This window comes from Nocardia sp. 149-1B, assembly GCF_057747975.1.
In genome coordinates, this window is record NZ_CM173233.1 from 4046614 (window position 1) to 4070605 (window position 23992).

Here is a 23992-nt window from a genome sequence, read left to right on the forward strand (position 1 = left end):
CGTCAGCGGGTGGTGGCGGCGCCGCGGCGACCGGCCAGCATGGGAAGCACGGCCGCGACGAGCACGAACGCGCCCTGCAGCCAGTACTGCCAGGCGAAGCTGAGGTCGAGGAAGGTGAGGGAGTTGGTGATCACCTGCAGCAGCAGGGCGGCGGCGGCGACGCTGATGGCCGAGCCCGAACCGCCGAAGATGTTGACGCCCGCGATGACGATGATCGTCACGGAGGAGAGCGTGAGCGCCCCGCCGCTGTTGGCGTCACCGATCCCGGTCTGGGTGTAGAGCACGAGACCGGCCAGGGCGCTGAGCACCCCGCCCAGGACCATCGCCGCGACCCGGGTCCGCGACACCGCGACACCCATCCGGTTGGCCTTGACCGGGTCGGACCCGGTGGCCCGCAGCCCCCGCCCGAGAGCCGTGCGCCCGAGGACGAGTGCGACGGCCACCGCGGACAGTACGGCGGCCACGAACACCACCGGCACGGTGGCGACCGTGGTGCCGAGGGCCGTGAGCACGTCGAGGGACGCCGAGCCCCCCGGCTCCGACCTCATGATCTGGGCGATGCCGACCACGCCGACGGACGAGACCAGGGTCGCGATGACCGCCGGGATGCCGCACCAGGTCACCAGCAGACCGTTCACCAGGCCGACGACCGCGCCGGCGGCGATCGCCACGACGGCTCCGACGGCGAACCCGGCGACGCTCCCGCCCGCGAAGAAGGACACGACCACGCCCGACGCCGCGACCACGGAGCCGACGCTGAGGTCGATGCCGCCGGTCACGACGACCAGCAGCTGGGCCAGCCCCACGAACATCAGGACGGCCGCGGCTGCGAGCAGCTGGCCGATGTTCAGCGGCTCGAGGAACGACGACGACGAGCCCGCCGTGAAGCCACCCATGAGCACGACGAGTGCGAGCAGCGCGGGAGTGTGCAGGTGTCCCCGCAGCCCGGAGCGCGTGCGGCGCGGCAGTGCCGCGACCGTCGTGTGCCCACCGCTCTCGCTGACCGCGAGGACGGCGACGCCGGTGATGGCACGCTCGCTCACCTCGTCCCCGGCGAGATCGGCACGCAGGGTGCCGCGCGAGAAGACGAGCACCCGGTCGCAGAGTCCCTCGAGCTCCACGGCGTCGGTCGACAGCACGACGACGGCGACGCCGGAGGCCGCCATCTCACGCAGGAACGCGTAGATCTCCACACGCGCTCCGGCGTCGACCCCTTGAGTCGGGTCCTCGACCAGGAGCACCGCGGGCCGGCCGAGCCGGGCGCGCGCGAGCAGGACCTTCTGCTGGCTGCCGCCGGAGAGCGACGAGACCGCCGACTCGAGGGTCGCGGTCTTCACGGCGAGCTGGTCGACGGCCTCGCGGGTGAGCCGGTACTCCCGGTCGCGCCGGGTCCATCCCCCGGGCATCGCGGCGTCGAGCGAGGGAGCGACGACGTTCTCCCGGATCGAGAGTCCGCCGAACATCGCCTCACCCAGCCGGTCGCCCGGGAGGAAGACGATGCCGGCCCGCACCGCGTCGCGGGAGCCGCGCAGGCGTACGTCGCGTCCCCGGATCGACACGACGCCGGAGCGGAGTCCGCCTCGACCCAGTGCTCGGAGCACCTCGCGCTGACCGTTGCCCTCGACACCGGCGAGGCCGACGATCTCGCCGGGACGCACCTGGAAGGACACGCCCGAGAACCCGGACCCCGAGGCGCCCGCGACCGCCAGCAACGGACCGTCCGAGGAGTCCGCGCACTTGGGCGGGAAGGTCGTCTCGAGGGACCGTCCGATGATCAGGCCGACGATCTGGTCCTCGTCGAAGTCCGCGACCTCGCCACGGCCCACGACCTTGCCGTCCCGCAGGACCGTGAGGTCGTCACCGATCGCCACCACCTCCGGGATGCGGTGGGTGATGTAGGCGACGGCGGCGCCTCGCGCGAGCAGCTCGTGCACGCGCTCGAAGAGCCACTCCGTCTCCTCCGCGCCGAGTGCCTCGGTCGGTTCGTCCAGGACGAGGACCGAGGGCTCGGAGGCGAGGGCGGCAGCGATCTCGATCAGGTGGGCCTCACGTTGGCTGAGGTCTCCGATCACCGCGGCCGGGTCGATGGTCAGCCCCAGCTCCGAGAAGTGCCCGCGCAGCCAGGCCTCCGCCTCCCGCCGAGCGGGCAGCCGCTCGGCGGGAAGGAGGGTGAGCACGGCGTCGGTCACCGTCAGGGACGGTGCGAGCGCCGGGGTCTGGTAGACGATCGCCAGCCCCCGGTCGCGCGCGAGCGCCGGCCGGAGCCTGGTGAAGCTGCGGCCACCGAGCACGATCGTGCCGCCGTCAGGGACGACCGACCCGGCGGCGATCCCGACGAGGGTCGACTTGCCGGCGCCGTTCTCACCCAAGATGGCGTGCACGCGCCCTGCCGTGAGGGTGATGCTCACGTCGTCGAGGGCGCGCACGCCCGGATAGGTCTTGCCGATCCCGTCGAGCCGGAGCGCCTCGACGGCCTCGACCCCGGCACCGGTGGCCGCGTCAGTCACGATGCTCATGGCTCAGCCGAAGACCTTCGCGAGCTCGTCGGCCGTGAGCAGGGAGGACGGAGCGGCGTCCGGCGGGGCGTCGGGGAGGCACGCCTGCGAGGGCAGCTTCGCGCCGGCGGCGCCCTGCGTCGAGTCCTCGGCCAGGCCGAGGTCGAACAGCGACGGCTCGGTGTCGTCGATCCCATTGATGCTCGCGAGCGCCTTGCGCAGCGCGACCCGGCCGATCCAGGTGCGGCTGGAGACGGTCGCCAGCTCGTAGTCGGGGTTGTCGGCCTTGAGGGCGTCGAACCCGCAGCTCAGCGAGTTGTCGTCGGTGGTCGCCAGCGGCGGCAGCTTCTTGCCGGCGCTCTCGTAGGCGCGGATCACGCCGCCGGCCGCGGTGCCGTAGTCGACGATCAGGGCATCGATCTTGGGGTAGCGCGACAGCAGGGCGGACATCGCCTGCTGGGCGACCGCGGGGTCCCAGTTCGTGACGACGGGCTCCTTGTTGAGCAGCGTGACCTGGGGGTTGTCGGCCAGCACGGACTTGATGCCCTCGAACGTGCCCGCGGTGACCGCTGATCCGGCCGGGCCACCCAGGAAGACCACGTTGCCGCCGGCGTCGCCGAGCTGGTCGACGACCCACTGCGCCCAGGCGGTGCCGCTGGCGTAGGGCCTCCAGTCGGTGTAGTCGAGGTAGTCGGCACCCGGCTTGCCGGTGGGGTCCGAGGCGAACGGCACCACGATCGAGCCGGAGCTGGTCGCCTTGCGGATCGAGGGCAGGTGGGCCTCGCCCGGGCCCGCGTCCGGGATCACCAGGATGATGTCGGTGCCCTTGGCCGCCATGCTCACGATCGCCTGGTTGGTGGCCTGGAGGTCACCGCGCCCGGCGGCGTACTCGACGCTCGTCACGTGGGAGCACTTGGCCGCCTCGCTCTCGATCTCGGCCTTGACGGTCTTGGACCAGGAGTTGGTGCCGAATCCGTCGACGACGCCGACGGTCACGTCCTTGTCGCCGCAGACCGAGTCGATGCTGGCGAACTCGTCGACGGAGCCGACCTTGCCGACGGCGATGTCGGCCTTCGAGGAGCCGGCGTCCCCGGACTCGGCGTTCGTCGAGGAGCAGGCGGTGAGTGCCGCTCCGGCGAGGAGCGCGAGGCCCAGGGCGCTGGCCCGGCCGCGGTGGTTGCGCAACGCGTTCATGGTGGTCCTTTACGTGTGCTGCGCCCGAGGGCGCGGATGGGTGAGGGCAGGGAGGACGGGCGCCCGAGGCAGGCCGATCCCCGTCGGGCAGCAGGGCAGGGCTCCGCCGCGGGGTGGGTGGGACGGCCCCGTGGCGTCGGCAGAGGTAGGACCGCTGTCAGCCGGAGGGGTGGTGGACGGCGCCGCGGCGAGGATGGCCCGCGACGGTGCCGGTGTGGTGTGGGCTCAGCGCGGACGCGGAGCCCGTCGGAGGACGAGGGAGAGTCGCGCGTTCGGTCCGCCGAGACGGAGCTGGAGGACGATGCCGATCCCGATGATCAGGGCCTGCACCATGTTCTGGACGGCTGTCAGGGAGGTGAAGGTCTGGACGAGCTGGCTCAGCTGGACCAGGAACAGGGCGCCCAGGGCCGTGCCGACGAGGCTGCCCCGCCCACCGGTGAGGGCGGTGCCCCCCAAGACCACGGCGGCGATCGAGGGCAGCAGGTAGGTGTCGCCGGCGGTCAGGGTCGGGCTGCGCAAGAGGCCCGCCAGCAGGACGCCCGCGACCGCCGCCAGCAGCGAGGACAGCCAGTACGCCGCGACCTGGTGGTAGGTGGTGCCGATGCCGATCACGCCGGCCGCCCGGGTGTTCTCGCCGACCAGCTCGAAACGCCGGCCGGCCCGGGTCAGCTTCAGCACGACCTGCGCGACCACGACGATGACGAGCGCGAGCACCGCCAGGGTGGGCACACCGAGCACCTTGCCCAGGGCGAAGTCGCTCAGGGCCGGGTCGGTCTGTGCGCCGAAGCCGCCGGAGGCGTACTGCACCGCCCCGACCAGCAAGGCGTTGGTGGCGATCGTGACCACGAGCGGAGGGAGCCGGACCCAGGCCACCACCAGGCCGCTGAGCAGCCCGGCGAGCGAGGTGCCGAGCACCGCGACGGCGACCGCGGTCGGCAGCCCCCACGAGCCCTCGTGGCCGAACTTCGCGACCACGAGTGCGCCCAGGGTGACCGCGCCCGGGACCGAGAGGTCCAGTCCGCCCTGCTGGATCACCAGCGTCTGGCCGACGGCGACCAGCGCGGTCAGGGCCGCGAACGGAAGCATCGAGTAGACCGCGGTGTGGCTGACGCTGCCCGACGCGACCAGGGGGCTGACCAGGAAGAGCAGCGCGACGGCTGCCAGGGCACGGGTCGCCGGCCAGGCAGCGACCTGGCTCGAGACCGGGACGTGGTCGCGGAGCTCGCGCCGAGCCGGCGCCGGCGGAGCGGCGGTGTCCACGGCCATCAGGCGCCGACCACCGGGTGCCAGGAGCCACCGAGCGTGGCGCCCTCCATCGCCCCGACGACGTGGTCACGGGTCTCCTCGGCGAGCTGCCGCACCCGGGCGAGGTCGACGCCGACGAGCTGACCGTCGCGCTTGACGCGGCGACCGGCCACGAACACGTCCTGGACGTGGCCCGGGTGGGCGGAGTAGACGACGGCGCCGAAGGGGTTGTTGAGGGGGCGCAACGCCAGCGGGTCGTCGGCCAGCACGACGACGTCGGCCGCCTTGCCGACCTCGAGCGATCCGGTGCGGTCGCCGAGGCCCGCCGCGGTGGCCCCGTCGCGGGTCGCGAACATCAGCACCTCGGCGCAGCTCAGCCCGATGCGCTCGACCACCTCGCCGGTCTCGACTGCCGGCGCGTTGTCCAGGGCTCGCTGGACACCGATCGCCGATCGCATCGTCCCGAACATGTCACCGCCGTTGCTGCTGCACACGTCGATCGAGAAGCTCGGCCGGATCCCGGCCCGCAGCAGCCTCCCGGTCGCCGGGAACCCGTGGCCCATCTGCATCTCGACGTCGGGGGCGACCGACGCCTTGCCACCGGACTCGGCGATGAGGTCGAGCTCGTCGTCGCCGAGCGTGCAGCAGTGGACGTACGTCGTCCGGCTCGAGAGCAGCCCGTCCTCGTGCAGCACCCGGACCGGCCCGGACTTGCCCCAGTAGCCGTCACCCACGTGCACGGTGACGTCGAGGTCGAGGTCCTTCGCGAGCTCGAAGTCGTGCCGGTTGACCTCCCGGGTGCAGAACTGCGGGCCGCGCAGCGCGAGCGCCATCGTCACCAGGCCCGAGCTCGAGGAGAAGTGCTCGGCACGCACGCGGCGGGCGTCCTCGGGGTGCGGCACCGCCGAGGGCAGCGGCGCGCCCCACTGCTGCGCACCGCCGCCGTGGGCGAACACCGCCCGGAGGCCGGCGTCGTGCAGCGCCTGGACGGCGGCGTCGGCGTGCTCGGGGGTGAACAGGTTGTGCGACCAGTCCACGAGTGTGGTGATGCCCGCGCTCAGTGCCTCGAGGGACCCGAGTAGGTTGGCCGCGTAGGTGTCGCTGGGACGGAAGTGCCGGCTCAGCCCGGTGTGCAGGCCGGCGAGGTACTCCGTCAGCGACCAGTCGGACGCGATGTTGCGGACGACCGACTGCCACGTGTGCCGGTGGGTGTCCACGAAGCCCGGGAGCACCAGGCGGCCCCCGAGCTCGATCACCTCCGCGTCGGCCTCCGGCAGGTCGTGCCCGATCGCTGCGATCGTCTCGCCGTCGATCAGGACGTCGGCGTCCTCCAGGACCTCGCCCGTCTCCCGCGAGGTGATGACGGTCCCTCCGCGCAACAGGGTCCTCGTGCTGGCCATTGCTCTCCTCGGTCCGGTAGTGGCGTGGGTCACTCGGCGAGACGCTAGATGTAGCACCACTGAACGTCAAGGGACATGAGGGAAGAAATGTTCAGTGACGGTAAAACCTGCCTGCTGGGAGCGCGCCCACGCCGGGAAGGCGCTCGAAACACCGGGAAAGTGGGCCCTCGGAGCGACCAGTGGACGTGGCGCAGCGTTCGCCTACACTGAACACGACGGCGCCCGGCCGGGCTCCCCGACGATCTCGCGAGGCACTGATGACCGCTGGCAGCACCGACCCCTCCTCCGGGGTCTCGGCCGGGCCCGCGCTCGGCGCTCGGCTCCGAGCGGCCCGCCAGGCAGAGGGACTCACCCTCAGGGAGCTGGCCCGCCGGGTCGGCGTCTCGCCGAGCTTCATCTCGCAGCTCGAGAACGACAAGGTCAACGCGAGCGTCGGGACCCTCTACTCGCTGGTCACCTGCCTGGGCATCTCGCTCGACGAGCTGATGACCGGCGCCGAGGAGGACGCACGCGACGGCGACGCCGCGGGCGTCCGTGCGGATCAGGCGCTCGCCACCGCTCCGGGGCGGCCGAACGGCACCGAGGACGGGGCCGGGGGCGACCTCGCGGCCCACGCGTCCTCGCTCGACCGCTTCCCCGACCGCGACGGCCTCGAGCCCCGGCTGTGGCCGCGCGTGCTGCACCCGGTCCAGCGCTCCGCCAACCGCGCCCGGATCACCTTCCCGGGCGTGGTCTGGGAGCGCCTCACCCGTGACGCCGATCCGCACGTCGACTTCCTCAACGTGGAGTACGCGCCCGGCAGCTCCAGCTGTCCGGACGACGACATGATGCGCCACGGCGGGCACGAGTACGGCTTCATCGTCTCCGGCCGCCTCGAGGTCCAGGTGGGCTTCGACGTCCACGCTCTCGAGCCCGGCGACTCGATCACGTTCGACGCGATGACACCGCACCGGCTCAGCAACCCGTTCGAGGAGGCCTGCCGGGCGATCTGGTTCGTGGTGGCCCGCCGAGCCGACGACCGCGCCGCGGGCCTGAGCGCGCCCTCGCCGCACGTGACCCACCTGCCCTCGTTGCACTCCTGAACCTCCCGCTCGTGGATCCAATAGCGCGATGAGTCGCGCTTCGACCTGGACAATCGCCTCGTTCTGTGGCTGAAATGGATCCATTCACTGGAGTCAGTCCCGGAAGGTGTCCATGCCCATCGTCACGCTGAACCCCGCCACCGAAGAGGTCGAAGCCAGCTTCGACGCCCACGACGCCGCCGAGGTCGAGCGCCGGGTCAGCCGTGCCCGCGACGCCGTCGCGGCGCTGCGCGGCACCGGCTTCGCGGAGCGAGCGGCCTGGATGCGGAGCGCCGCAGCACTGCTGGAGGCCGACCTCGACGAGGTCGCCCCCCTCCTCACCCGCGAGATGGGCAAGCCGATCGCCCAGGCCCGCGCCGAGGTGCTCAAGTGCGCGCGGGCCGCGCGCTTCTACGCCGACCGGGCCGCCGAGTTCCTCGCGGACACTCCCCTGGCCGACCCCTCCGCCGTCGGCGCCTCCGCGGCCTGGACGCGCTACCAGCCGATGGGGGTGGTCCTGGCCGTGATGCCTTGGAACTACCCGATGTGGCAGGTCCTGCGCTTCGCTGCCCCCGCGCTGATGGCGGGCAACGCCGGCCTGCTCAAGCACGCCTCGAACGTCCCGCAGACCGCGCTGTACCTCGATACCCTCTTCGCCCGGGCCGGGTTCCCGGCCGGCGCCTTCCAGACCCTGCTGGTCCCGGCCGCCCGGGTCGAGGAGCTGGTGCGGGACCGCCGCGTGGCGGCCGTGACGCTCACCGGCTCCGAGCCGGCGGGGCGTGCCCTGGGGGCCGTCGCGGGCGGCGAGATCAAGCGCACCGTGCTCGAGCTCGGCGGATCCGACCCGTTCATCGTGCTGCCCAGCGCCGACCTCGACGCCGCGGCCCGCACGGCCGTCACGGCGCGCACCATGAACAACGGCCAGTCCTGCATCGCCGGCAAGCGGTTCATCGTCCACGACGCGGTCTACGACGCCTTCGTCGAGCGGTTCGCCGACGGGCTGCGCGCGCTCAAGGTCGGCGATCCCCTGGACGAGTCCACCGACGTCGGCCCGCTCGCGACCCGGTCGGGACGCGAGGAGGTCCTCGGCCTGATCGACGACGCCGTCGCCCTCGGTGCTCGGGTGGTGGTCGGCGGCGGTGCGGTGCCGGCCGTCGGGTGGTACGTCGCCCCCATGTTGCTCGACGGCATCACGGCCGAGATGCGCCTGCACACCGAGGAGGCCTTCGGGCCGGTCGCCACGGCGTACCGAGTGGCGGACGCCGAGGAGGCGGTCGCCGTGGCCAACGGCACCACCTTCGGGCTGGGTGCGTCCGTGTGGACCACCGACCCCGACGAGCAGGCCTACCTCGTGGACGCCATCGAGTCCGGGGCGGTGTTCGTCAACGGCATGACCGTCTCGCACCCCGAGCTGCCGTTCGGCGGCGTCAAGGACTCCGGAGTGGGCCGGGAGCTGGCGGCGGAGGGGATCCGGGAGTTCTGCGAGCTCAAGACGGTGTGGGTCGCCTGATGAGCACGGTGGGCTTCCTCGGCCTCGGCTCGATGGGGACGGCGATCGCCGGTCGGCTGCTGGAGACCGGCCACGACGTCCTGGTCTGGAACCGGTCCGCGGACCGAGCCCGGGCCCTCGTCTCCGCGGGTGCCCGGGTGGCCGCGTCGCCCGCGGAGGCGCTCGGCTGCGAGACGTCGTTCTCGATGCTCGCCAACGACCAGGCGGCCTCGGCGGTCCTCACCGGGGAGGCGTTCGCGGGACAGCCGGGTGGCCGGGTGCACGTCTGCCTGTCGTCGCTCAGTCCCGCCGCCACCGACGAGCTCGCCGCTGTGGCGACGACCGCCGGCGTCGAGTACGTCGCCGCGCCGGTGCTCGGGCGCCCACCGGTGGCCGCGGCCGGCCAGCTGAACGTCCTGGCGGCCGGGAGCCCGGAGGCGCTGGAGCGGGTCGGGCCGTTGCTCGCGAGCATCGGCCGGCGCACCTGGCCGATGGGCCCCACCCCGCGCACCGCCGCGCTGGTCAAGATCGCGGTGAACTACAACATCGTCCACGCGTTGCAGGCGCTGGCCGAGTCGGTCGCGCTCGTCGAGGCCTACGGCGTCGAGGCGTCCGAGTTCACCACGCTGCTCTCCGAGACCCTGTTCGGCGGGGTCGTCCACCGCGGGTACGGCGATCTCATCGCCCGCCGCGCCTACCGTCCGGCCGGCTTCACGGTCGCCCTCGGCGCCAAGGACCTCCGCCTGGCCGAGGAGGCGGCCGCGGCGGCCGGTCTCACCCTGCCGACGGCACCGGTACTGCGCGCCGCCTTCGAGGCGGCCGCGCGCCGCCCCGGGGCCGAGCTCGACGACTGGTCGGCGATCGCGGAGGTCGTCCGCGAGCAGCGGTGAGCGCGTGGCCCGGGACGCACACCCGTCGCTACGGCTCGAGCACCTGCTCGCACGCGAGCAGCAGGACGCCGGCGCTCCACGCGTGCGACAGCGTGAGGTACATGCCCTGCGGCTGGAAGCACTCGGTCTGGTAGTACCGCTCGGTGATCATCCCGCGGTAGCCGTTGACCTGACCGTCCTCGACGGGGACCAGCTGCCGGAAGCACGCGAGCGTCTCGTGGGCCCGCTCGGCGTAGAAGTCGTCACCGAGCGCGACCGCGAGCTCGAGGAGCTCGGCGGTGCACACCAGCCCGTAGGCGTGCAGGTGCTGGTTGGAGGGTGAGGCCTGGTCGCCGCCGCGGGTCGCGAACGCGTACGCCGCCAGGGGCGTCCGCTCGGGGAAGTCGACGTTGTAGGAGTACCGGAACGTCAGCATCCAGTCCGCGGCCCGTTCGGCCAGGTCGAGCCAGCGACTGGCGCCGGTCCGCCGCCAGAGCGCGACGTACGCCATCAGCGCGCAGTAGCCGTCCTCGGAGGTCGGCGCCAGGTCGACGTCCTCGGGAGCACCGCAGATCAGCTCGTCGAGCACGAAGCGCACGTAGTAGTCGCCGGCCCGCTCGGCGGCGGCGAGGTAGCGGCCGTCGTCGTACGGCGCGGCCTCGGCGAGGGCCGCGACCCAGATCAGGCCGGACGCGCCGCTCCACGAGACGACCTCGCCGGTCTGCGCGTCGTGGACCGAGCCGAGGTTGCCGTCGGCACGCTGCCGGGCGACGACGGCGTCGAGGTTGGCCCGGTAGGCCTCGTCCCACGAGGCCGGCCCCACGTGCTCGGCGAGAGCCCGCCCGAGGAAGAGCGTCGCCTCACCCAGGGTGCGCGCGTGCAGGCCGCCCTGGATCGGCGTCCAGCTCTGCGACCAGCCGTGCTCGCGGTACCACGTTCCCCAGAACGTCCCGCACGGCGCCAGGTTGTCGCAGATCAGGTCGATCACCTGCTCGGCGGCCTCGACGTACGCCGGGCTCGCCACGCGCCGGCCGTGGCGCAGCAGTGCGTAGGCCCAGGGGATGCCGCTGACCCAGCCGACGTGCATCGCCTGCCGGTCCACGGGCCGGCCGTCCTGGCCCGACACCTCGCGATCGAAGCCGACGGTCTCCAGCAGCACGCCGGGGTCGGGGTCGAAGTGCCAGCGGTGCAGCCCTTCGGCGGCGATGTCGGCCGCGGTGACGACGTCGACCCACGGCTCGACGGGCGCACCGGGGAGGCGCAGCGCCCAGTCCTCACGCAGCAGCGCGGCGTAGTCGTGGCGGTCTGCCGAGAGGGCACCCACCCCGACCGTGAAGGTGCGGGTCTCCCCTGGCTCCCAGGAGTACGTCGCGACCTGTGCCGGCCGGGGCTCCGCGGAGCCGTAGTAGGTCACCGGGGTCTCGGCGTACGGGAACCGCAGGCCAACGGTCGCCATGGCGCCCGCGTGCGCCAGCGAGAGCCCGGTGACGCCGACCGCCGTGGTCTGCTCGCCGATCAGCGCGACCCCACCGTCGTCGCCCCAGACGAAGGCGGCAGGAGTGGACGCCCGGTCCGCGCGGAACTCCCAGTGGTCGCTGACCAGCTCCTCGGGCCGAGAACCACCCGCCTCGAACCGCGGGAAGACCCGGAAGCAGCCCTCGGGCCGGTTCTCGCCGTAGAAGAGCCCGGGCATCAGCCACCACGGGTCGGCGGCGGGCACGCTCGCCGTGACCGACACGTTCGCGACGACCGGCGCCGCACCCCGGTGGGTGACGGTGATGACCAGGTCGCGCCGTCCGGTGGGGTGCGTCGGGCCCCACCGCTGCGCGACCTCCAGCTCGGGGGCGCTCGCCCGGACCTCGAGCTCGGCCTCAGCCATCGAGGAGCGTCACCGTGATCGGTGCCGACGGCTCGTCGAGGTCGTCCTCGATCAGGTCCACCTCGACGACCGCGGTGGGTTCCACGCGCGGGATCCGGAACGTACGGATCTGGCTCGGCCCGAAGGCGGTCTCGAGGCGGATGCCGGCCACCGGCAGGTCGAGGATGCCGATGGCCGGCCGCCCGGAGGTCTCCACAGCCCGGACGACGAGGTCGTCGCCGTCCTCGTGCTGCTTGACCGCGGTGATCAGGACCTGCGTGCCGCCGTCGCTCGCGAACGAGTCGGACGCCGGCCGCGGGCCCTCGTGGAAGCTCTCCTGCATCGCCCGCACCGGGCCGCCGAGCTCGGCGGCCCGCCGGTGCAGCCCGGCCTCGCGCCAGTCGCCGGCGTGCGGGACGAGCAGGTAGCGGAACGTCTGCGTGCCCTGGTCCTGGAAGGAGTAGAAGCCTTCCGGGTCGAGCAGCCGCGGGTCGTGCCAGGAGTAGACCGGGCTGCGCACCGCGGTGATGCCGATGCTGGCCGAGCGCGAGGTGTCGTCGACCGGGCCGGCGGGTGCGGCGTCGTACCCGTGCTTGGCGTTGTTGACCACCGCCAGGCCGGCCGGCACGCCGCCCACGGTGCCGGTGAGGTCGACCCAGGACTGGGCCGGCTCCTCGGCGCCGTCGACCGGCCGCTCGAGGCTGCCGAAGGGGATCTCGTACGTCGCGACCGGGTCGTCGACCGCGACCGGGAAGCGCAGCTTGAGCAGGTGGGCCTGCTCGCGCCAGTCGATGGTCACCCGCACCTCGACCGCGTCGCTGTCCTCGCCGAGGATCAGCTCCTCGACCATGGTGGAGCGACCCCACGCCCGCTCGACGCGCAGCCGCGCGCGGAGCTGGCCGTGCTCGCGGAGCACCGTGCGGGTGGTGCGCATCGGCTCGCCGGGCCAGTCGTAGGACAGCACCCGGTGCCCCCAGGTGTCGGTGGGGTCCGCGCAGATCACGGTGTGCTCGCCCCGAGCACCGGCGACCAGGTCGACCCCGGTGCGCTTGTCGAGGAGGCTCGACAGCCAGCCCGTGCCCGGGTCGATCTCGACGCGGAGCACGGCGTTCTCGAGGACGGAGTCCGAGGCGGTGAGCTCGCCGGGCGCGCCGCCGGACCAGGCCGGCTCGGCGGGCTGGGGTCCACGGACCATCCGGAACAGCCGGTAGCCGAGCGCCGGCACCTGCGCCTTGAACGCGGTCGCCCCGCGTCCCTTGTCGTCGGTGGTGGCGACGGACTGGATGGCCTGCGACGGCACCAGGGCCCCGGCGTCGTCGACGACGTGGACACCCGACGGGGCCACGCCGTACTGCATCTCGACGTGCGCGGTGACCGACCACGGGTGCGGGTTGAAGACCACGACCGGCGAGCTGTCGGTGTCCTGCTCGATCGCGATGTCGCGGGCGATGACGTTCTGGGAGCGGGTGATGATCCGCTTCGCGATCGCGACCGCCTCGCCGAGCTGGTCGCGCGCGTCGTCGTAGGCCGACTCGATCGCCGAGCCGGGCAGCACGTCGTGGAACTGGTTGAACAGCACCTGCTTCCAGGCGCGGTCGAGGTCGTCGTGGGGGTACGGCGTGCCACCGGCGCGGGCCGTGATCGCAGCCCAGCGCTCGGCGGAGAGCACGGCTGCCTGGCCACGCCGCTGCCAGGACTTGATGCCGGAGTGGGAGGAGTAGCAGCCGGCCGCGTGGTGCTGGAGGTCGTCACGGCGCACGGTGAGCCGGGCCAGGCCGTCCTCGCCCAGCCGCGCGGCGACCTCGTCGAAGTACTCGCGGGGAGAGGACATCCGCATCCTTCCGAAGCTGCCCATCCGGTCGTAGCGGTGGATGGACTCGATGTTCGCCTTGGTCGGGCCACCACCGTGGTTTCCGACACCGTAGAAGACCATCAGCGTGTCGAGGCTGCGGTCCAGCTGGCCCAGCGACTTCTCGGTCTGGCCGGCGACCTCTCCGGGCGGTGAGCAGTACTCGAACGGGATGCGGTAGGCCAGCACCCGGCTGCCGTCAGGGGCCTCCCACCAGAACAGCGTGTCGTCGAGGTCGCTCTCGTGCGGACCGGGCCGCAGGAAGCAGTAGGAGTCCATGCCCTGGCCGCGCAGGATCTGGGGAAGCATCACGTTGTGGCCGAACGGGTCGACGTTCATGCCGACCGTGGCCGTGCGCCCGAAGCGCGAGCGCAGGTAGCGCTGGCCGACCAGGCCCTGCCGGACGAAGGACTCACCCGAGGGCATGTTGCAGTCGGGCTCGACCCACCAGCCGCCGGCGTTGACCCACCGCCCCTCGGCGACCTTCTCCTTGATCCGCTCGAACAGCACCGGGTCGGACTCCTCGACCCAGGAGAGCAGCACGATCTGGTCGCAGGTGAAGACGAAGTCGGCGTACTCCTCCATCCGCTCGATCGCGGACCAGAACGTCGCCCGGGCCTCCTGGTAGCCCTCTTGCCAAGGCCAGAGCCACACCGGGTCCAGGTGGGCGTTGCCGACCATGTGCAGAGTGCGGCCGGGCGTGGAGACCGGGCGGGGTACGCCGGGGAGGTCGCGAGGCTGAGCGCCCGAAGGGGCGTTCGCGATCGGCGCGGGACGGTCCGGCTCTGGCGTCACTCGGGGTCCTCCTCGGCGGCCCAGGCGTCGATCCTCTCACTGATCACGTGCATCATCAGCGTGTGCATCTCCTGGATGCGTGGGGTCGCGGTCGAGGGCACCACCAGCGCCACGTCGGCGTGCCGGAGGCAGTCGCCCCCGGTGCCACCGCCGAACAGCAGCGTGCGCGCACCGCGCGCCCGAGCCTGCGCGAGGGCGGCCACCACGTTGGGTGAGGTGCCGCTGGTCGTGAACACGCACACGACGTCCTCGGGCCGGGCCAGCGCCTCGACCTGGCGGGCGAACACGTCGTCGAAGGAGTAGTCGTTGGCGATGCAGGTGACGGCGGTCGCGTCCGTGGTCAGGGTGACGGCCGGCAGCGGGCGCCGGTCGCGCTTGTAGTGGCCGATCACCTCACCGGTGAAGTGCTGGGCGTCGGCCGCGCTGCCACCGTTGCCCATCGTGTAGAGCACCCCGCCGTGGTCGAACGCGGCGATGATGGCGGCGGCCGCCGCCTCGACGTCGGGCAGCAGCGCGTCGAGCTCGCGGGCCACCGCGATGTGCTCGGCGACGTGGGCACGCATCCAGTCAGGCACCGGCGGCCACCCTCTCCAGCGCGACGGCGCCCGCACCGACGACGCACACCGCGTCGCCCAGCTTGGCCAGCTCGATCCGGGCGGTCCGGGCCGCCGGCCCCATCGCCTCCGCGCGCACCTGGGCACGCACGGGCTCCAGCAGCATCGACCCCGACCGGGTCACGCCGCCGCCGAGCACGACGAGGTCGGGCTCGAAGACGTTGACGAGATCGGTGATCGCGCAGCCCAGGGCGTCGGTGGTCTCCTCCCAGATCCGCCGGGCGAGCGGGTCGCCCTCTGCGGCGGCACGCGACACGTCGATGGCGGTGAGCGGGTCGAGCCCGGCCAGCGCGGAGGCGGGGTGGTCGAGCAGCGCCTCGCGGGCCCGGTCGGCGATCGCGCTGCCCGAGGCGTAGGCCTCCACGCAGCCGCGCCGTCCGCAGGAGCACGGCCGCCCACCACGGTGGACCATCACGTGCCCGAACTCCCCACCGTTGCCGGCCGCACCGCGGTGCAGCCGGCCGTCGATGATCGCGCCGCCGCCGACGCCGGTCGACACCGTCAGGTACACCATGGTGCCCGCGCCGATCCCGGCGCCGAAGAGGTGCTCGGCGCGGGCCCCGGCGGTCGCGTCGTTCTCGAGGTACGCCGGGACGCCGTACTCCTCAGCGGCGAGCGAGGTGACCGGGATGTCGATCCAGCCCGGCAGGTGCGGCGGACACTCGAGCACCCCCGCGACGGCGTCGAGCGGGCCTCCGCAGGAGATGCCGACCGCGGCGACCGGCCCGGCACCCGCGGCCTCGACGGCCTGGTGACCGAGCTCGAAGAGCCGCTTGAGGACCCGGTCGGGACCCTCCTCGCGGTGGGTGGGGCCGAGCTGCCAGCCTCGGGTCACCCCGTCGGGGGTGACGACCGCGACGGCCAGCTTGGTGCCGCCGATGTCGAGCGCGAGCACGGGTGGCACGTCAGGCGGGAACGCCTGCTGCATGAGGTTCCTCCGGATCCGGGTCAACGGGGAACCGCTATGTGACAACGTTCCCACACAGGATCGTAGGCGCCGCTTTCCCGGCGGGTCAACCGATCCGGGCAGAAATGTGGGAACGTAACCAGGCCGGGGCGTTCAGGAGGCCTGCGGAGCCGGTCCCGTGGACCCGCGCGTCAGCAGCTCGACCTCCACGACGGTCGTCTCCGGCGGCGCGTCGGGATGCTCGAGCCGCTGCAGCAGCCGGCGTACGGCGGCCGCCCCCAGCTCGACGGAGTCCTGGGCCACGGCGGTGACCCCGGGGGTCACCATGCTCATCCACGGCGCATCGTCGAAGGCCACCAGGCTCACGTCGCCGGGGACAGCCAGGCCGAGCTCGGCGATCGCGCGCCAGACGCCCTCGGCGAGCACGTTGTTGGCGGCGAAGACCGCCGTGGGGGCGTCGGGGCCGCGGAGCATCGCGAGCGCCCGGGCGCGGGAGTCCTCGACGTCCCAGCCGGCCGAGACCACCAGGTCGGGGTCGACCTCGAGCCCGGCGTCGCGCAGCGCGTCGCGGTAGCCCCGGCACCTGCCCTCGCCGGTGGTCCAGTCGGTCTCGTCGATGAACAGCGCGATCCGGCGGTGGCCCAGCCCGAGCAGGTGCTCGGTGGCGGCACGGGCGCCCGCGGGGTTGTCGACGACGACCCCGTCGTTGACCTCGGAGGTGAACTGCCGGTCGACCTCGACGACGGGGATCCGGTGCCGCCCGAGGTACTCCGGGACCGCGGCGGAGGTCGGCGTGACCACGACGCCGCCGACGCGCAGCGCGACGAAGGCCTCGGCCACCGAGTCGTCGTCACCGGCGGACGGCCCGTCGTCGACGAGCATCGTGGTGTAGCCGTTCGCCTTCGCCTGCTGGCTCGCCCCGGCGGCGAGGTCGGCGTAGAACTGGTTGCGCAGGTCGGTGACGAGGATGCCGATCGACCGGCTCACCTGCTGCTTGAGCGTGCGGGCCATCGCGTCGGGGACATAGCCGAGCTCGAGCGCGGTGCTGCGCACGCGGTCGCGGACCGACTCCGCGACGTACCCCTGTCCGGTCAGCGCCCGCGAGGCGGTGGAGCGGGACACCCCTGCGGCCTCCGCGACGTCGCGGAGGGTGGCGCGGCGGCTCGCTTGGTTCATCGCGAACCCTCGGGATCGAGCACGTCGAGGAGCGCCTCAGCGTGCTGCCCGAGCCTCAGCTCACCGAGCCGGACGTCGACCGCGACGCGAGCGCGACGACGCGGGGGCCCCGCGGCCACGATCCTGAACTCCACCTGCTCCGTCCCTCCTGCTTGCACCAGCCGGCGCACCGGCCCCGAGTGGTGCCAACCGTACGGCGTCACGGGCCCGATCTCGGCGGTGACGTCGTGGTCGAACGGGTTGTGCACCTCGGCGGTGAGGAGGAGCTCCGCACCGGACTGGACCAGCGAGTAGTACGGCGTCAGCCGCGCGAGCACGCTGTCGACCGGGAGGTGCAGGTCGTCGGGCAGCAGCAGGCGGTGCAGATCCACGACCTCCTCGCCCCGGCGGGCCAGCATCTCGAGGTAGGCGTCGTCGACCCAGCGCGGCATCCAGTGGCCGCTGACCATCAGCTCGGGGCGGATCCGGGCGTAGAGCGCGGCGCTCTTGCGGAAGTCCGCGACCTGGAACCGGTTTCGGTACTGGTAGTTGAGCGTCTCGGCGCGCTCGCCCGGGACCCACGACCCGTCCTGCTGGTCGCCGGTGACCAGCACCCGGACGCCGTCGACCTCGATCTCGTACGCCGCGGCGAACAGCGTGTGCCCCGGCAGGTCGTGGACGGTGATCTCGTACTCCCGCCACCGCACGGTGCCGCCGACCTCGAGCACCCGGTCGGAGGGGATCGGGTCGAACCACTGGCACGGAAGGTCGTGGTGCAGCGGGGTGGCGAGCACGGGCGCGATGTGGGCCGGCGTCCAGATCTCGGTGCCCTCCACCTCGCGCAGCAGCGGCATTCCCGCGACGTGGTCGTCGTGGTAGTGCGTGGGGATCGCGACCTCAATGTGCGTGACACCGTGGTCGCGCCTGAGCGCCGGCAGCGAGGCGAGCCAGGGCCGCCGGGCGGCTCGGTCGAACCCCGACGGCAGGCCGGTCGTCTGGTCGAACCCGAAGTCGAACAGCAACGCGGCACCGGACTCGGAGACCAGGACGTAGGAGTAGGCCAGGCTGCTGCGGTTGCGCAGCAGGTGGGGGGTGAGCTGCTCGAACGGCTCGTCGAGCCGGCGCCGCAGGTCCCACGGGTCCGCGCGCCGCGAGTCGACGTATCGCTGCATGGTGGCCTCGAGCGACCCCAGAGCACCGGCCGGGTCCGCCATCGGCTCGCCGTGCGAGGGGCACAGCAGGTCGAGACCCTCCCGCTGCAGCAGCATCGCCGAGAGGACCGTCATGGCCGGGCCTTCCTGGTCGGAGTAGGACCACTGGGTCGCGGCCAGCGACCAGACCTTGCCCGGCGCGTAGATCAGGTCGCCGGTGAAGGCGACGCGGCGCTCGCCCACCTCGACCAGGTAGCTCACCGAGCCCGGGGTGTGCCCCGGCGTCGGCAGGGCGAGCACGTCGACGCCGCCGTACGTCGCGGTCCGGTACTCCTGGGCCAGGCCGGCGACCGGCACCGGCGCGAGGAGCGAGAACCGGTCCTCGCGCAGGTTGTAGTCCTCGATGACCTGGCGCCGCTCCCACATCCGGTCGACCCGGGCGAACAGGTCCTGCTCGACCGGCGGGACGACGATCTCGATCCCGGCGTCCACCGCGCGCTGCAGGCCCTGCCCCTGGTCGCGGTGGTGGTGGGTCATCAGCACGTGGCTCAGCCGGTCGATCCCCAGCTCGGCGAGGTGGTCGAGGACCTCCCCGGAGCCGAAGTCGATCGCGATGCCGGTCCTGCCGTCCGGCCCGTCCGGGCCCGCCACGACGTAGACGTGGCAGGTGTCGCGCACGCGGAACAGTCCGGGGGCCAGCTCGTCGACCATGCGGTAACGTTCCCATATGCGGGTGCTGCGGGCCACTGTGGAGGGGTTCTACGGTCGCCCGTGGAGCCACGCCGACCGGCTGGAGCACCTCGACTTCTGCGCCGACGCCGGACTGGACACCTACGTCTACGGGCCGAAGGACGACCCGTGGCACCGGGCGCTCTGGCGCGAGCCCTACCCCGACGTCGAGCTCGGTCTCCTGTCCGCTCTCGTCAGGCACGCGCAGGCCGTGGGTGTCGAGCTCGTCTACGCGATCCACCCCGGGCTGTCGATGCGCTGGGACGACCCGGCCGAGCAGGAGGCCCTGCACGCCAAGGCCGGTCAGCTGTGGGACATCGGGGTGCGCCGGTTCTCGCTGTTCTTCGACGACATCGACCTCTCCACCGACCCGGCCGTCGACGGGACCGCCCACGCGGGCGTGTGCCGGCGGTTCGTGGCCGGGTTCCTGGCTCCGCGGGGCGAGGACCCGACGTCTGAGCGGCCGCTGCTCGTGGTCCCGACCGACTACGCCGGCACCCAGACCTCGGCGTACCGCACGGCCTTCGGCACCGGCCTGCCCGAGCACAGCGTGGTGTTCTGGACCGGCTCGGACATCGTGGTCGGGGCGATCACCGACGAGGAGGTTGCGGCGGCGCGGGCGGCGTTCGGTCGGCCGCTGGCACTGTGGGACAACTTCCCGGTCAACGACTTCGAGCCCTCCCGGCTCTTCCTCGGCCCGCTCGTCGACCGCCCGACGCGGCTCTGGCCGGACGGGCTGGTCGGGATCATGGCCAACCCGATGGTCCAGCCACGGGCGTCGCGGATCGCGCTGGCGACGGTGGCGGAGTACGCCGCCGACCCCGCGTCGTACGACGCCGTCTCGGCCCACGCCCACGCGGTCGCGGCGCTCGCGCCGGCACCGCTGCGCCCGCTTGTCGAAGCCTGCTCCGCCTGGCCGCCGTCGGCGGATCCCTGGCCCGCGCTCTCCGCGGCGATCGCGGCCGACGACCATGCCGCGATCAGCTGGCTGCTCGTCCCCCTCGCCGAGATGCCCACCGACCTCGACCACGACCTGGCCCGCGAGATCCACGACTGGGTCGTCGCCGGCCGCGCCCTCGCCCGGGCCGCGATCGCGGCGGCCACCGGCGATCTCACCCTCGCTGCGGCCGAGCTGGCCGAGGCCGAGTCGGTGGAGGCGAAGGTCCTCCATGGCGTGCTGGCGCCGTACGTGCGGGCCGCGCTCGAGGACTGATCGGAGGTTTGCGGACCCGGGCGACGGTGAACGACCGTCGCATGTACTCCGACAACCGGGCCGTGCGAGGTCTGCGGCTCCCCGGTCGAGCTGCGGCCGCACAGCCGCCTGGTCGTCAACGAGGCGGACGACACCGTCGACGACCGGGTGTGCACGAACGCCGGCTGCCCGACCAACGACCGCGCCGCGGGTGCCGCGGCCCCGAACCCGTGAACCTCTAGGTTCGCTCAAGAGGTTGCTCAGCCGTCGCGGAACGGGCTCGACGTCGAGTAGATTTCTTCTCGAGACCCCGCTGGTGACCCGAGACGCCAGCGGGGTCTCGCTTTGTCTCCGGACCCGGACGTGGGTTCGTCCGACACCTCGCCGGGTACCGTCGCCGGGTGCCCGTGACCCGGCTGCTCGCGCTGATCGCCCTCGCCTGGGGGCTCCTCATCGGCATGCCCAGCGCGGCGTCGGCCGACGAGTCGGCTCCCCGCGTGGTGCGCGTCGGGACCGAGGGCACCTACCCGCCCTTCACCTACCGCGACCCCGGCACCGACCAGCTCACCGGCTTCGACATCGAGGTGATGAAGGCGGTCGGCGAGGAGGCCGGCTGGGACGTCCGGTTCGTGGAGGCGCCGTTCGACTCGCTGTTCCCTGCCCTCGACTCAGGCCGCATCGACGTGATCGCCAACCAGGTCACGATCAACCCCGACCGCGAGGCGCGCTACCTGTTCAGCACGCCGTACACCTACTCCCACGGCGTGATCGTCACCCGCAAGGACACCGACGACATCACCACGCTGGCCGACCTGTCGGGCCGCACGACGGCCCAGACGGCGAGCAGCAACTGGTCGCAGGTGGCCAAGGCCGCCGGCGCGAAGATCCAGTACGTCCAGGACTTCGGGCCCGGCGTCGAGCTGTTGGCGCAGGGCCGGGTGGACGCGATCGTCAACGACAACATCGCCGTGCTCGACTACCTCGCGACCTCCGGCAACGACCGGGTCAAGATCGCCGGCGACGCCGGCGACGAGACCCTCGAGCAGGCCCTGACGTTCCGCCAGTCGGACCCCGAGCTGCAGCAGCAGGCCGACGATGCGCTGCGCAAGCTCCGGGCGGACGGCACCCTGGCGAAGATCTCGGAGAAGTACTTCAAGGCCGACGTGACGGTCAAGGAGGGCTCGCGCGACGTCACCGTCAAGGCCTCCGACGCCCGGTCGACCTGGCAGGTCCTCCAAGACACCGCCTGGCCGATGCTCCGCGGCGTGCTCAAGGGGACGATCCCGCTGACTGCGATCAGCTTCGTCTGCGGTCTGGCGCTCGCGCTGGCCGCGGCGCTCGCGCGGATGTCGTCGTACCCCGTCCTCGACGCGGTCGCTCGCGTCTACATCTCGGTGATCCGCGGCACGCCACTGCTGGTGCAGCTGTTCTTGGTGTTCTTCGGGCTCGGACAGGTCGGCATCAAGCTCGACCCGTACGTCGCAGCCAGCATCGCGTTCAGCCTCAACGTCGGCGGCTACGCCGCGGAGATCATTCGCGCCTCGATCCTGTCGGTGCCGCGCGGACAGTTCGAGGCCGCGACCGTGATCGGTATGGACTACCGGCAGTCGATGCGGCGCATCGTGCTGCCCCAGGCCTCGCGCATCGCCGTGCCCCCGCTCTCCAACACGCTGCTGTCACTGATCAAGGACAGCTCGCTCGCCTCGCTGGTGCTGGTGCCCGAGCTGTTCCGTGAGGCCCAGGTGACGGCGGCCAACACCACCGAGTACCTGCCGCTGTTCGCGATGGCCGCGCTGTACTACTGGGTGATCTGCTACGTCGTGAGCCTGGCGCAGGGACCCCTCGAACGACGACTGAGCAGGTACGCCACATGACCGACCTGATCGAGGTGCACGGGCTGAGCAAGTCGTTCGGCGACCACCAGGTGCTGCGCGGGGTGGACTTCACCGCCGCGACCGGTACGTCGACCGTGCTGCTCGGCCCGTCGGGCTCGGGCAAGACCACCGTGCTGCGCTCGCTGAACGTCCTGGAGACACCCGAGGCCGGCTCGGTGCGGATCAGCGACGCGGTGCTCGACTTCACCGACCCACCGGCCGACAAGGCGGCGTACCGTCGTGCGGTCAAGGCGCTGCGCGCCCGCAGCGGCATGGTGTTCCAGGCGCACAACCTGTTCCCCCACAAGACCGTGCTCGGCAACCTCCTCGAGGGTCCGGTGCAGGTGCAGGGCCGCGACCCCGAGGAGGCCGCGGCGGATGCGCGCGCCGTGCTCGAGCAGGTCGGTCTCGCCGGGCGCGAGAACGCCTACCCCGCCCAGCTCTCCGGCGGCCAGCAGCAGCGCGTCGGCATCGCCCGCGCCCTCGCCCTGCGCCCCGAGGTGCTGCTGCTCGACGAGCCCACCTCCGCCCTCGACCCCGAGCTCGTCGGCGAGGTGCTGGCCGTCATCCGCGACCTCGCCGCCCAGGGTCAGACGCTGGTGATCGTCACCCACGAGGTGCGCTTCGCCCGCGACGTCGCCGACCAGGCGCTGTTCCTCGACGGGGGCATCGTCGCCGAGCGCGGCGGCGTCGAGGTGCTCACCGATCCGCGCGAGGAGCGGACGCGGCGGTTCCTGCAGCGGGTGCTCGACGCGGGGTGAGGCCGTGGCTGTTCTTCGCGCGGCCAGGCACCGGCACCGCAACCGGACAGGACGAAGCCGTCGTCGAGAGGAGCCGTCACGCGTCAGCGCCTACCTCGCCGAGCAGTTTTTCCTGTCCGGCTACGAGCATGACACCGCCACACGTCCCGCGCCCGGAGTCACGAGCGCGAGCGTCGAAGCGCGTAGGGTCGGGCCGTGCCGGCTGACGACCTCGAGACCCGTGTCCGCCACGCCGCCCGAAGGTGCCCCCAGGCGGTCTCCGGCCAGCCCACGGGCTCGCCGTCGGAGGTCTTCACCCATCTGGCAAGAGCCGCAGGCGATCTCGGCATCGACGAGTGGGACTGGTACGACGAGGGCGGCGCCGTCACGCGACTCGAGGCCGACCTGGTCGATCGGTTCGGGGTCGAGGCGGCGGCGTTCTTCCCCAGCGGCGTGATGGCCCAGCAGGCCGCGTTGCGGGTCCACTGCGATCGCGCGGGGAGCCGCCGGGTGGCGATGCCCGACCTGAGCCACCTGCTGGTGCACGAGGAGGACGGGCCGCGCGTCCTGCACGACCTGGAGATCCTGTCCCTCACCGGCGGGTTCGAGGCGCCCACCGCCGCACACCTGGCGAAGCTGCCGGGGCGCCTGGGCGCGGTGGTGGTCGAGCTGCCGCTGCGCGACGCCGGGTGCCTGCTCCCGAGCTGGGCGGAGCTGACCGAGCTGTCGGCGGCCTGCCGGGAGCGGGGCGTGGCGCTGCACGCCGACGGCGCCCGCATCTGGGAGTCGCAGCCGTGGTTCGACCGGTCCTTCGCGGAGATCGCCGGCCAGTTCGACTCGATGTACGTCTCGTTCTACAAGGGCCTCGGTGGCCTGGCCGGCGCGGCCCTGCTCGGCTCTCAGGACTTCCTCGACGAGGCGCGGCTGTGGCGGCGTCGGATGGGTGGCACGACGTTCCGCGTGACCGCCGAGGCCGTCTCGGCGCTGGTCGGCCTGCGTGACCGGCTGCCGCTGATCCCTGCGACCGTCGAGTGGGCGCGCGCGTTCGCGGCAGCGCTGCCGGCCGACCTCGCCACCCAGCCCGGGACGCCGCAGACCAACCAGTTCCTGCTGTTCACGGCCGGCGAGGCGGACGTCGTCAACGAGCGCACCCTCGCCGCGATCGAGGAGCACGGGACCGGCCTGCCCGCCTGGCACGCCTCCCGTGAGCCCGGTCGCGTGCAGGCCGAGATCGTCGTCACTCCGGCGGCGCTGGAGCTCGACCCCACCGGCATGGCGGCCCTGCTCGCTCGCGCCGTCACCGGCTGACTCGTCGGTCCGCGCCCCGACCCGGCCGGCGGTGCCCGATCCACCCCGTCCGCCCCAACTCGGGTGG

The 23992-nt window shown here is 72.7% G+C and carries 17 protein-coding genes; 7 read left to right on the forward strand and 10 right to left on the reverse strand.

The window, feature by feature from the left end; all coding sequences use genetic code 11:
* Positions 1-2: 2 nt before the first annotated feature.
* The 4 genes from AC3ANS_RS19330 to AC3ANS_RS19345 all read right to left on the reverse strand — a co-directional run bounded on the left by AC3ANS_RS19330 (position 3) and on the right by AC3ANS_RS19345 (position 6334).
* Complete coding sequence (locus AC3ANS_RS19330) at positions 3-2516, reverse strand: ATP-binding cassette domain-containing protein (protein ID WP_488293204.1); 2514 nt, start codon at positions 2514-2516, stop codon at positions 3-5.
* A gap of 3 nt (positions 2517-2519) precedes the next feature.
* Complete coding sequence (locus AC3ANS_RS19335; protein ID WP_488293205.1) at positions 2520-3689, reverse strand: substrate-binding domain-containing protein; 1170 nt, start codon at positions 3687-3689, stop codon at positions 2520-2522.
* A 225-nt stretch (positions 3690-3914) separates the two neighbouring features.
* Positions 3915-4949 carry an ABC transporter permease gene (locus tag AC3ANS_RS19340; RefSeq protein ID WP_488293206.1) on the reverse strand — a complete coding sequence of 345 codons (1035 nt, stop codon included), beginning with the start codon at positions 4947-4949 and terminating at the stop codon, positions 3915-3917.
* 5 nt (positions 4950-4954) lie between these two features.
* On the reverse strand, positions 4955-6334 hold the full coding sequence (locus AC3ANS_RS19345; RefSeq protein ID WP_488293207.1) for an amidohydrolase family protein: 1380 nt from the start codon (positions 6332-6334) through the stop codon (positions 4955-4957).
* A 257-nt stretch (positions 6335-6591) separates the two neighbouring features.
* On the opposite strand from AC3ANS_RS19345, the gene AC3ANS_RS19350 reads away from it, so the two are divergent.
* The 3 genes from AC3ANS_RS19350 to AC3ANS_RS19360 all read left to right on the forward strand — a co-directional run bounded on the left by AC3ANS_RS19350 (position 6592) and on the right by AC3ANS_RS19360 (position 9774).
* Complete coding sequence (locus tag AC3ANS_RS19350) at positions 6592-7416, forward strand: helix-turn-helix domain-containing protein (protein ID WP_488293208.1); 825 nt, start codon at positions 6592-6594, stop codon at positions 7414-7416.
* 112 nt (positions 7417-7528) lie between these two features.
* Complete coding sequence (locus AC3ANS_RS19355) at positions 7529-8905, forward strand: aldehyde dehydrogenase family protein (protein WP_488293209.1); 1377 nt, start codon at positions 7529-7531, stop codon at positions 8903-8905.
* Positions 8905-9774: an NAD(P)-dependent oxidoreductase gene (locus AC3ANS_RS19360; protein WP_488293210.1), complete on the forward strand. Its 870-nt coding sequence runs from the start codon at positions 8905-8907 to the stop codon at positions 9772-9774. The genes AC3ANS_RS19355 and AC3ANS_RS19360 overlap by 1 nt, the downstream gene beginning before the upstream one ends.
* A 28-nt stretch (positions 9775-9802) precedes the next feature.
* Here AC3ANS_RS19360 and AC3ANS_RS19365 read toward each other — a convergent pair whose 3' ends face one another.
* The 6 genes from AC3ANS_RS19365 to AC3ANS_RS19390 all read right to left on the reverse strand — a co-directional run bounded on the left by AC3ANS_RS19365 (position 9803) and on the right by AC3ANS_RS19390 (position 18793).
* Positions 9803-11632, reverse strand: a complete 1830-nt coding sequence (locus AC3ANS_RS19365; protein ID WP_488293211.1) for a hypothetical protein — start codon at positions 11630-11632, stop codon at positions 9803-9805.
* Positions 11625-14255 carry an alpha-mannosidase gene (locus AC3ANS_RS19370; RefSeq protein WP_488293212.1) on the reverse strand — a complete coding sequence of 877 codons (2631 nt, stop codon included), beginning with the start codon at positions 14253-14255 and terminating at the stop codon, positions 11625-11627. The genes AC3ANS_RS19365 and AC3ANS_RS19370 overlap by 8 nt, the downstream gene beginning before the upstream one ends.
* Positions 14252-14830, reverse strand: a complete 579-nt coding sequence (locus AC3ANS_RS19375; protein ID WP_488293213.1) for a D-sedoheptulose-7-phosphate isomerase — start codon at positions 14828-14830, stop codon at positions 14252-14254. The genes AC3ANS_RS19370 and AC3ANS_RS19375 overlap by 4 nt, the downstream gene beginning before the upstream one ends.
* Positions 14823-15797, reverse strand: a complete 975-nt coding sequence (locus AC3ANS_RS19380; protein ID WP_488293214.1) for an ROK family protein — start codon at positions 15795-15797, stop codon at positions 14823-14825. Before AC3ANS_RS19380 ends, AC3ANS_RS19375 begins: the two co-directional genes overlap by 8 nt.
* A 132-nt stretch (positions 15798-15929) precedes the next feature.
* Positions 15930-16952 (reverse strand): LacI family DNA-binding transcriptional regulator, encoded by a 1023-nt coding sequence (locus AC3ANS_RS19385; protein ID WP_488293215.1) that lies wholly within the window; start codon positions 16950-16952, stop codon positions 15930-15932.
* Positions 16949-18793 carry an MBL fold metallo-hydrolase gene (locus tag AC3ANS_RS19390; RefSeq protein WP_488293216.1) on the reverse strand — a complete coding sequence of 615 codons (1845 nt, stop codon included), beginning with the start codon at positions 18791-18793 and terminating at the stop codon, positions 16949-16951. The genes AC3ANS_RS19385 and AC3ANS_RS19390 overlap by 4 nt, the downstream gene beginning before the upstream one ends.
* Positions 18794-18809: 16 nt before the next feature.
* Here AC3ANS_RS19390 and AC3ANS_RS19395 point away from each other — a divergent pair, with 16 nt between their 5' ends.
* From AC3ANS_RS19395 to AC3ANS_RS19410, 4 genes are all read left to right on the forward strand, one after another.
* Positions 18810-20024, forward strand: a complete 1215-nt coding sequence (locus AC3ANS_RS19395; RefSeq protein ID WP_488293217.1) for a protein O-GlcNAcase — start codon at positions 18810-18812, stop codon at positions 20022-20024.
* A gap of 380 nt (positions 20025-20404) precedes the next feature.
* Positions 20405-21877, forward strand: a complete 1473-nt coding sequence (locus AC3ANS_RS19400) for an ABC transporter substrate-binding protein/permease (protein WP_488293218.1) — start codon at positions 20405-20407, stop codon at positions 21875-21877.
* Complete coding sequence (locus AC3ANS_RS19405; RefSeq protein WP_488293219.1) at positions 21874-22638, forward strand: amino acid ABC transporter ATP-binding protein; 765 nt, start codon at positions 21874-21876, stop codon at positions 22636-22638. Before AC3ANS_RS19400 ends, AC3ANS_RS19405 begins: the two co-directional genes overlap by 4 nt.
* Positions 22639-22833: 195 nt before the next feature.
* Positions 22834-23925 carry a threonine aldolase family protein gene (locus tag AC3ANS_RS19410; RefSeq protein ID WP_488293220.1) on the forward strand — a complete coding sequence of 364 codons (1092 nt, stop codon included), beginning with the start codon at positions 22834-22836 and terminating at the stop codon, positions 23923-23925.
* Positions 23926-23992 lie beyond the last annotated feature (67 nt).

Coding starts and splice junctions, on each gene's coding strand:
- AC3ANS_RS19355 (WP_488293209.1), top strand. CDS start 7,529: ATGCCCATCGTCACGCTGAACCCCGCCACCGAAGAGGTCGAAGCCAGC.
- AC3ANS_RS19395 (WP_488293217.1), top strand. CDS start 18,810: ATGCGGGTGCTGCGGGCCACTGTGGAGGGGTTCTACGGTCGCCCGTGG.
- AC3ANS_RS19380 (WP_488293214.1), bottom strand. CDS start 15,797: ATGCAGCAGGCGTTCCCGCCTGACGTGCCACCCGTGCTCGCGCTCGAC.
- AC3ANS_RS19390 (WP_488293216.1), bottom strand. CDS start 18,793: ATGGTCGACGAGCTGGCCCCCGGACTGTTCCGCGTGCGCGACACCTGC.
- AC3ANS_RS19330 (WP_488293204.1), bottom strand. CDS start 2,516: ATGAGCATCGTGACTGACGCGGCCACCGGTGCCGGGGTCGAGGCCGTC.
- AC3ANS_RS19360 (WP_488293210.1), top strand. CDS start 8,905: ATGAGCACGGTGGGCTTCCTCGGCCTCGGCTCGATGGGGACGGCGATC.
- AC3ANS_RS19335 (WP_488293205.1), bottom strand. CDS start 3,689: ATGAACGCGTTGCGCAACCACCGCGGCCGGGCCAGCGCCCTGGGCCTC.
- AC3ANS_RS19385 (WP_488293215.1), bottom strand. CDS start 16,952: ATGAACCAAGCGAGCCGCCGCGCCACCCTCCGCGACGTCGCGGAGGCC.
- AC3ANS_RS19405 (WP_488293219.1), top strand. CDS start 21,874: ATGACCGACCTGATCGAGGTGCACGGGCTGAGCAAGTCGTTCGGCGAC.
- AC3ANS_RS19350 (WP_488293208.1), top strand. CDS start 6,592: ATGACCGCTGGCAGCACCGACCCCTCCTCCGGGGTCTCGGCCGGGCCC.
- AC3ANS_RS19345 (WP_488293207.1), bottom strand. CDS start 6,334: ATGGCCAGCACGAGGACCCTGTTGCGCGGAGGGACCGTCATCACCTCG.
- AC3ANS_RS19365 (WP_488293211.1), bottom strand. CDS start 11,632: ATGGCTGAGGCCGAGCTCGAGGTCCGGGCGAGCGCCCCCGAGCTGGAG.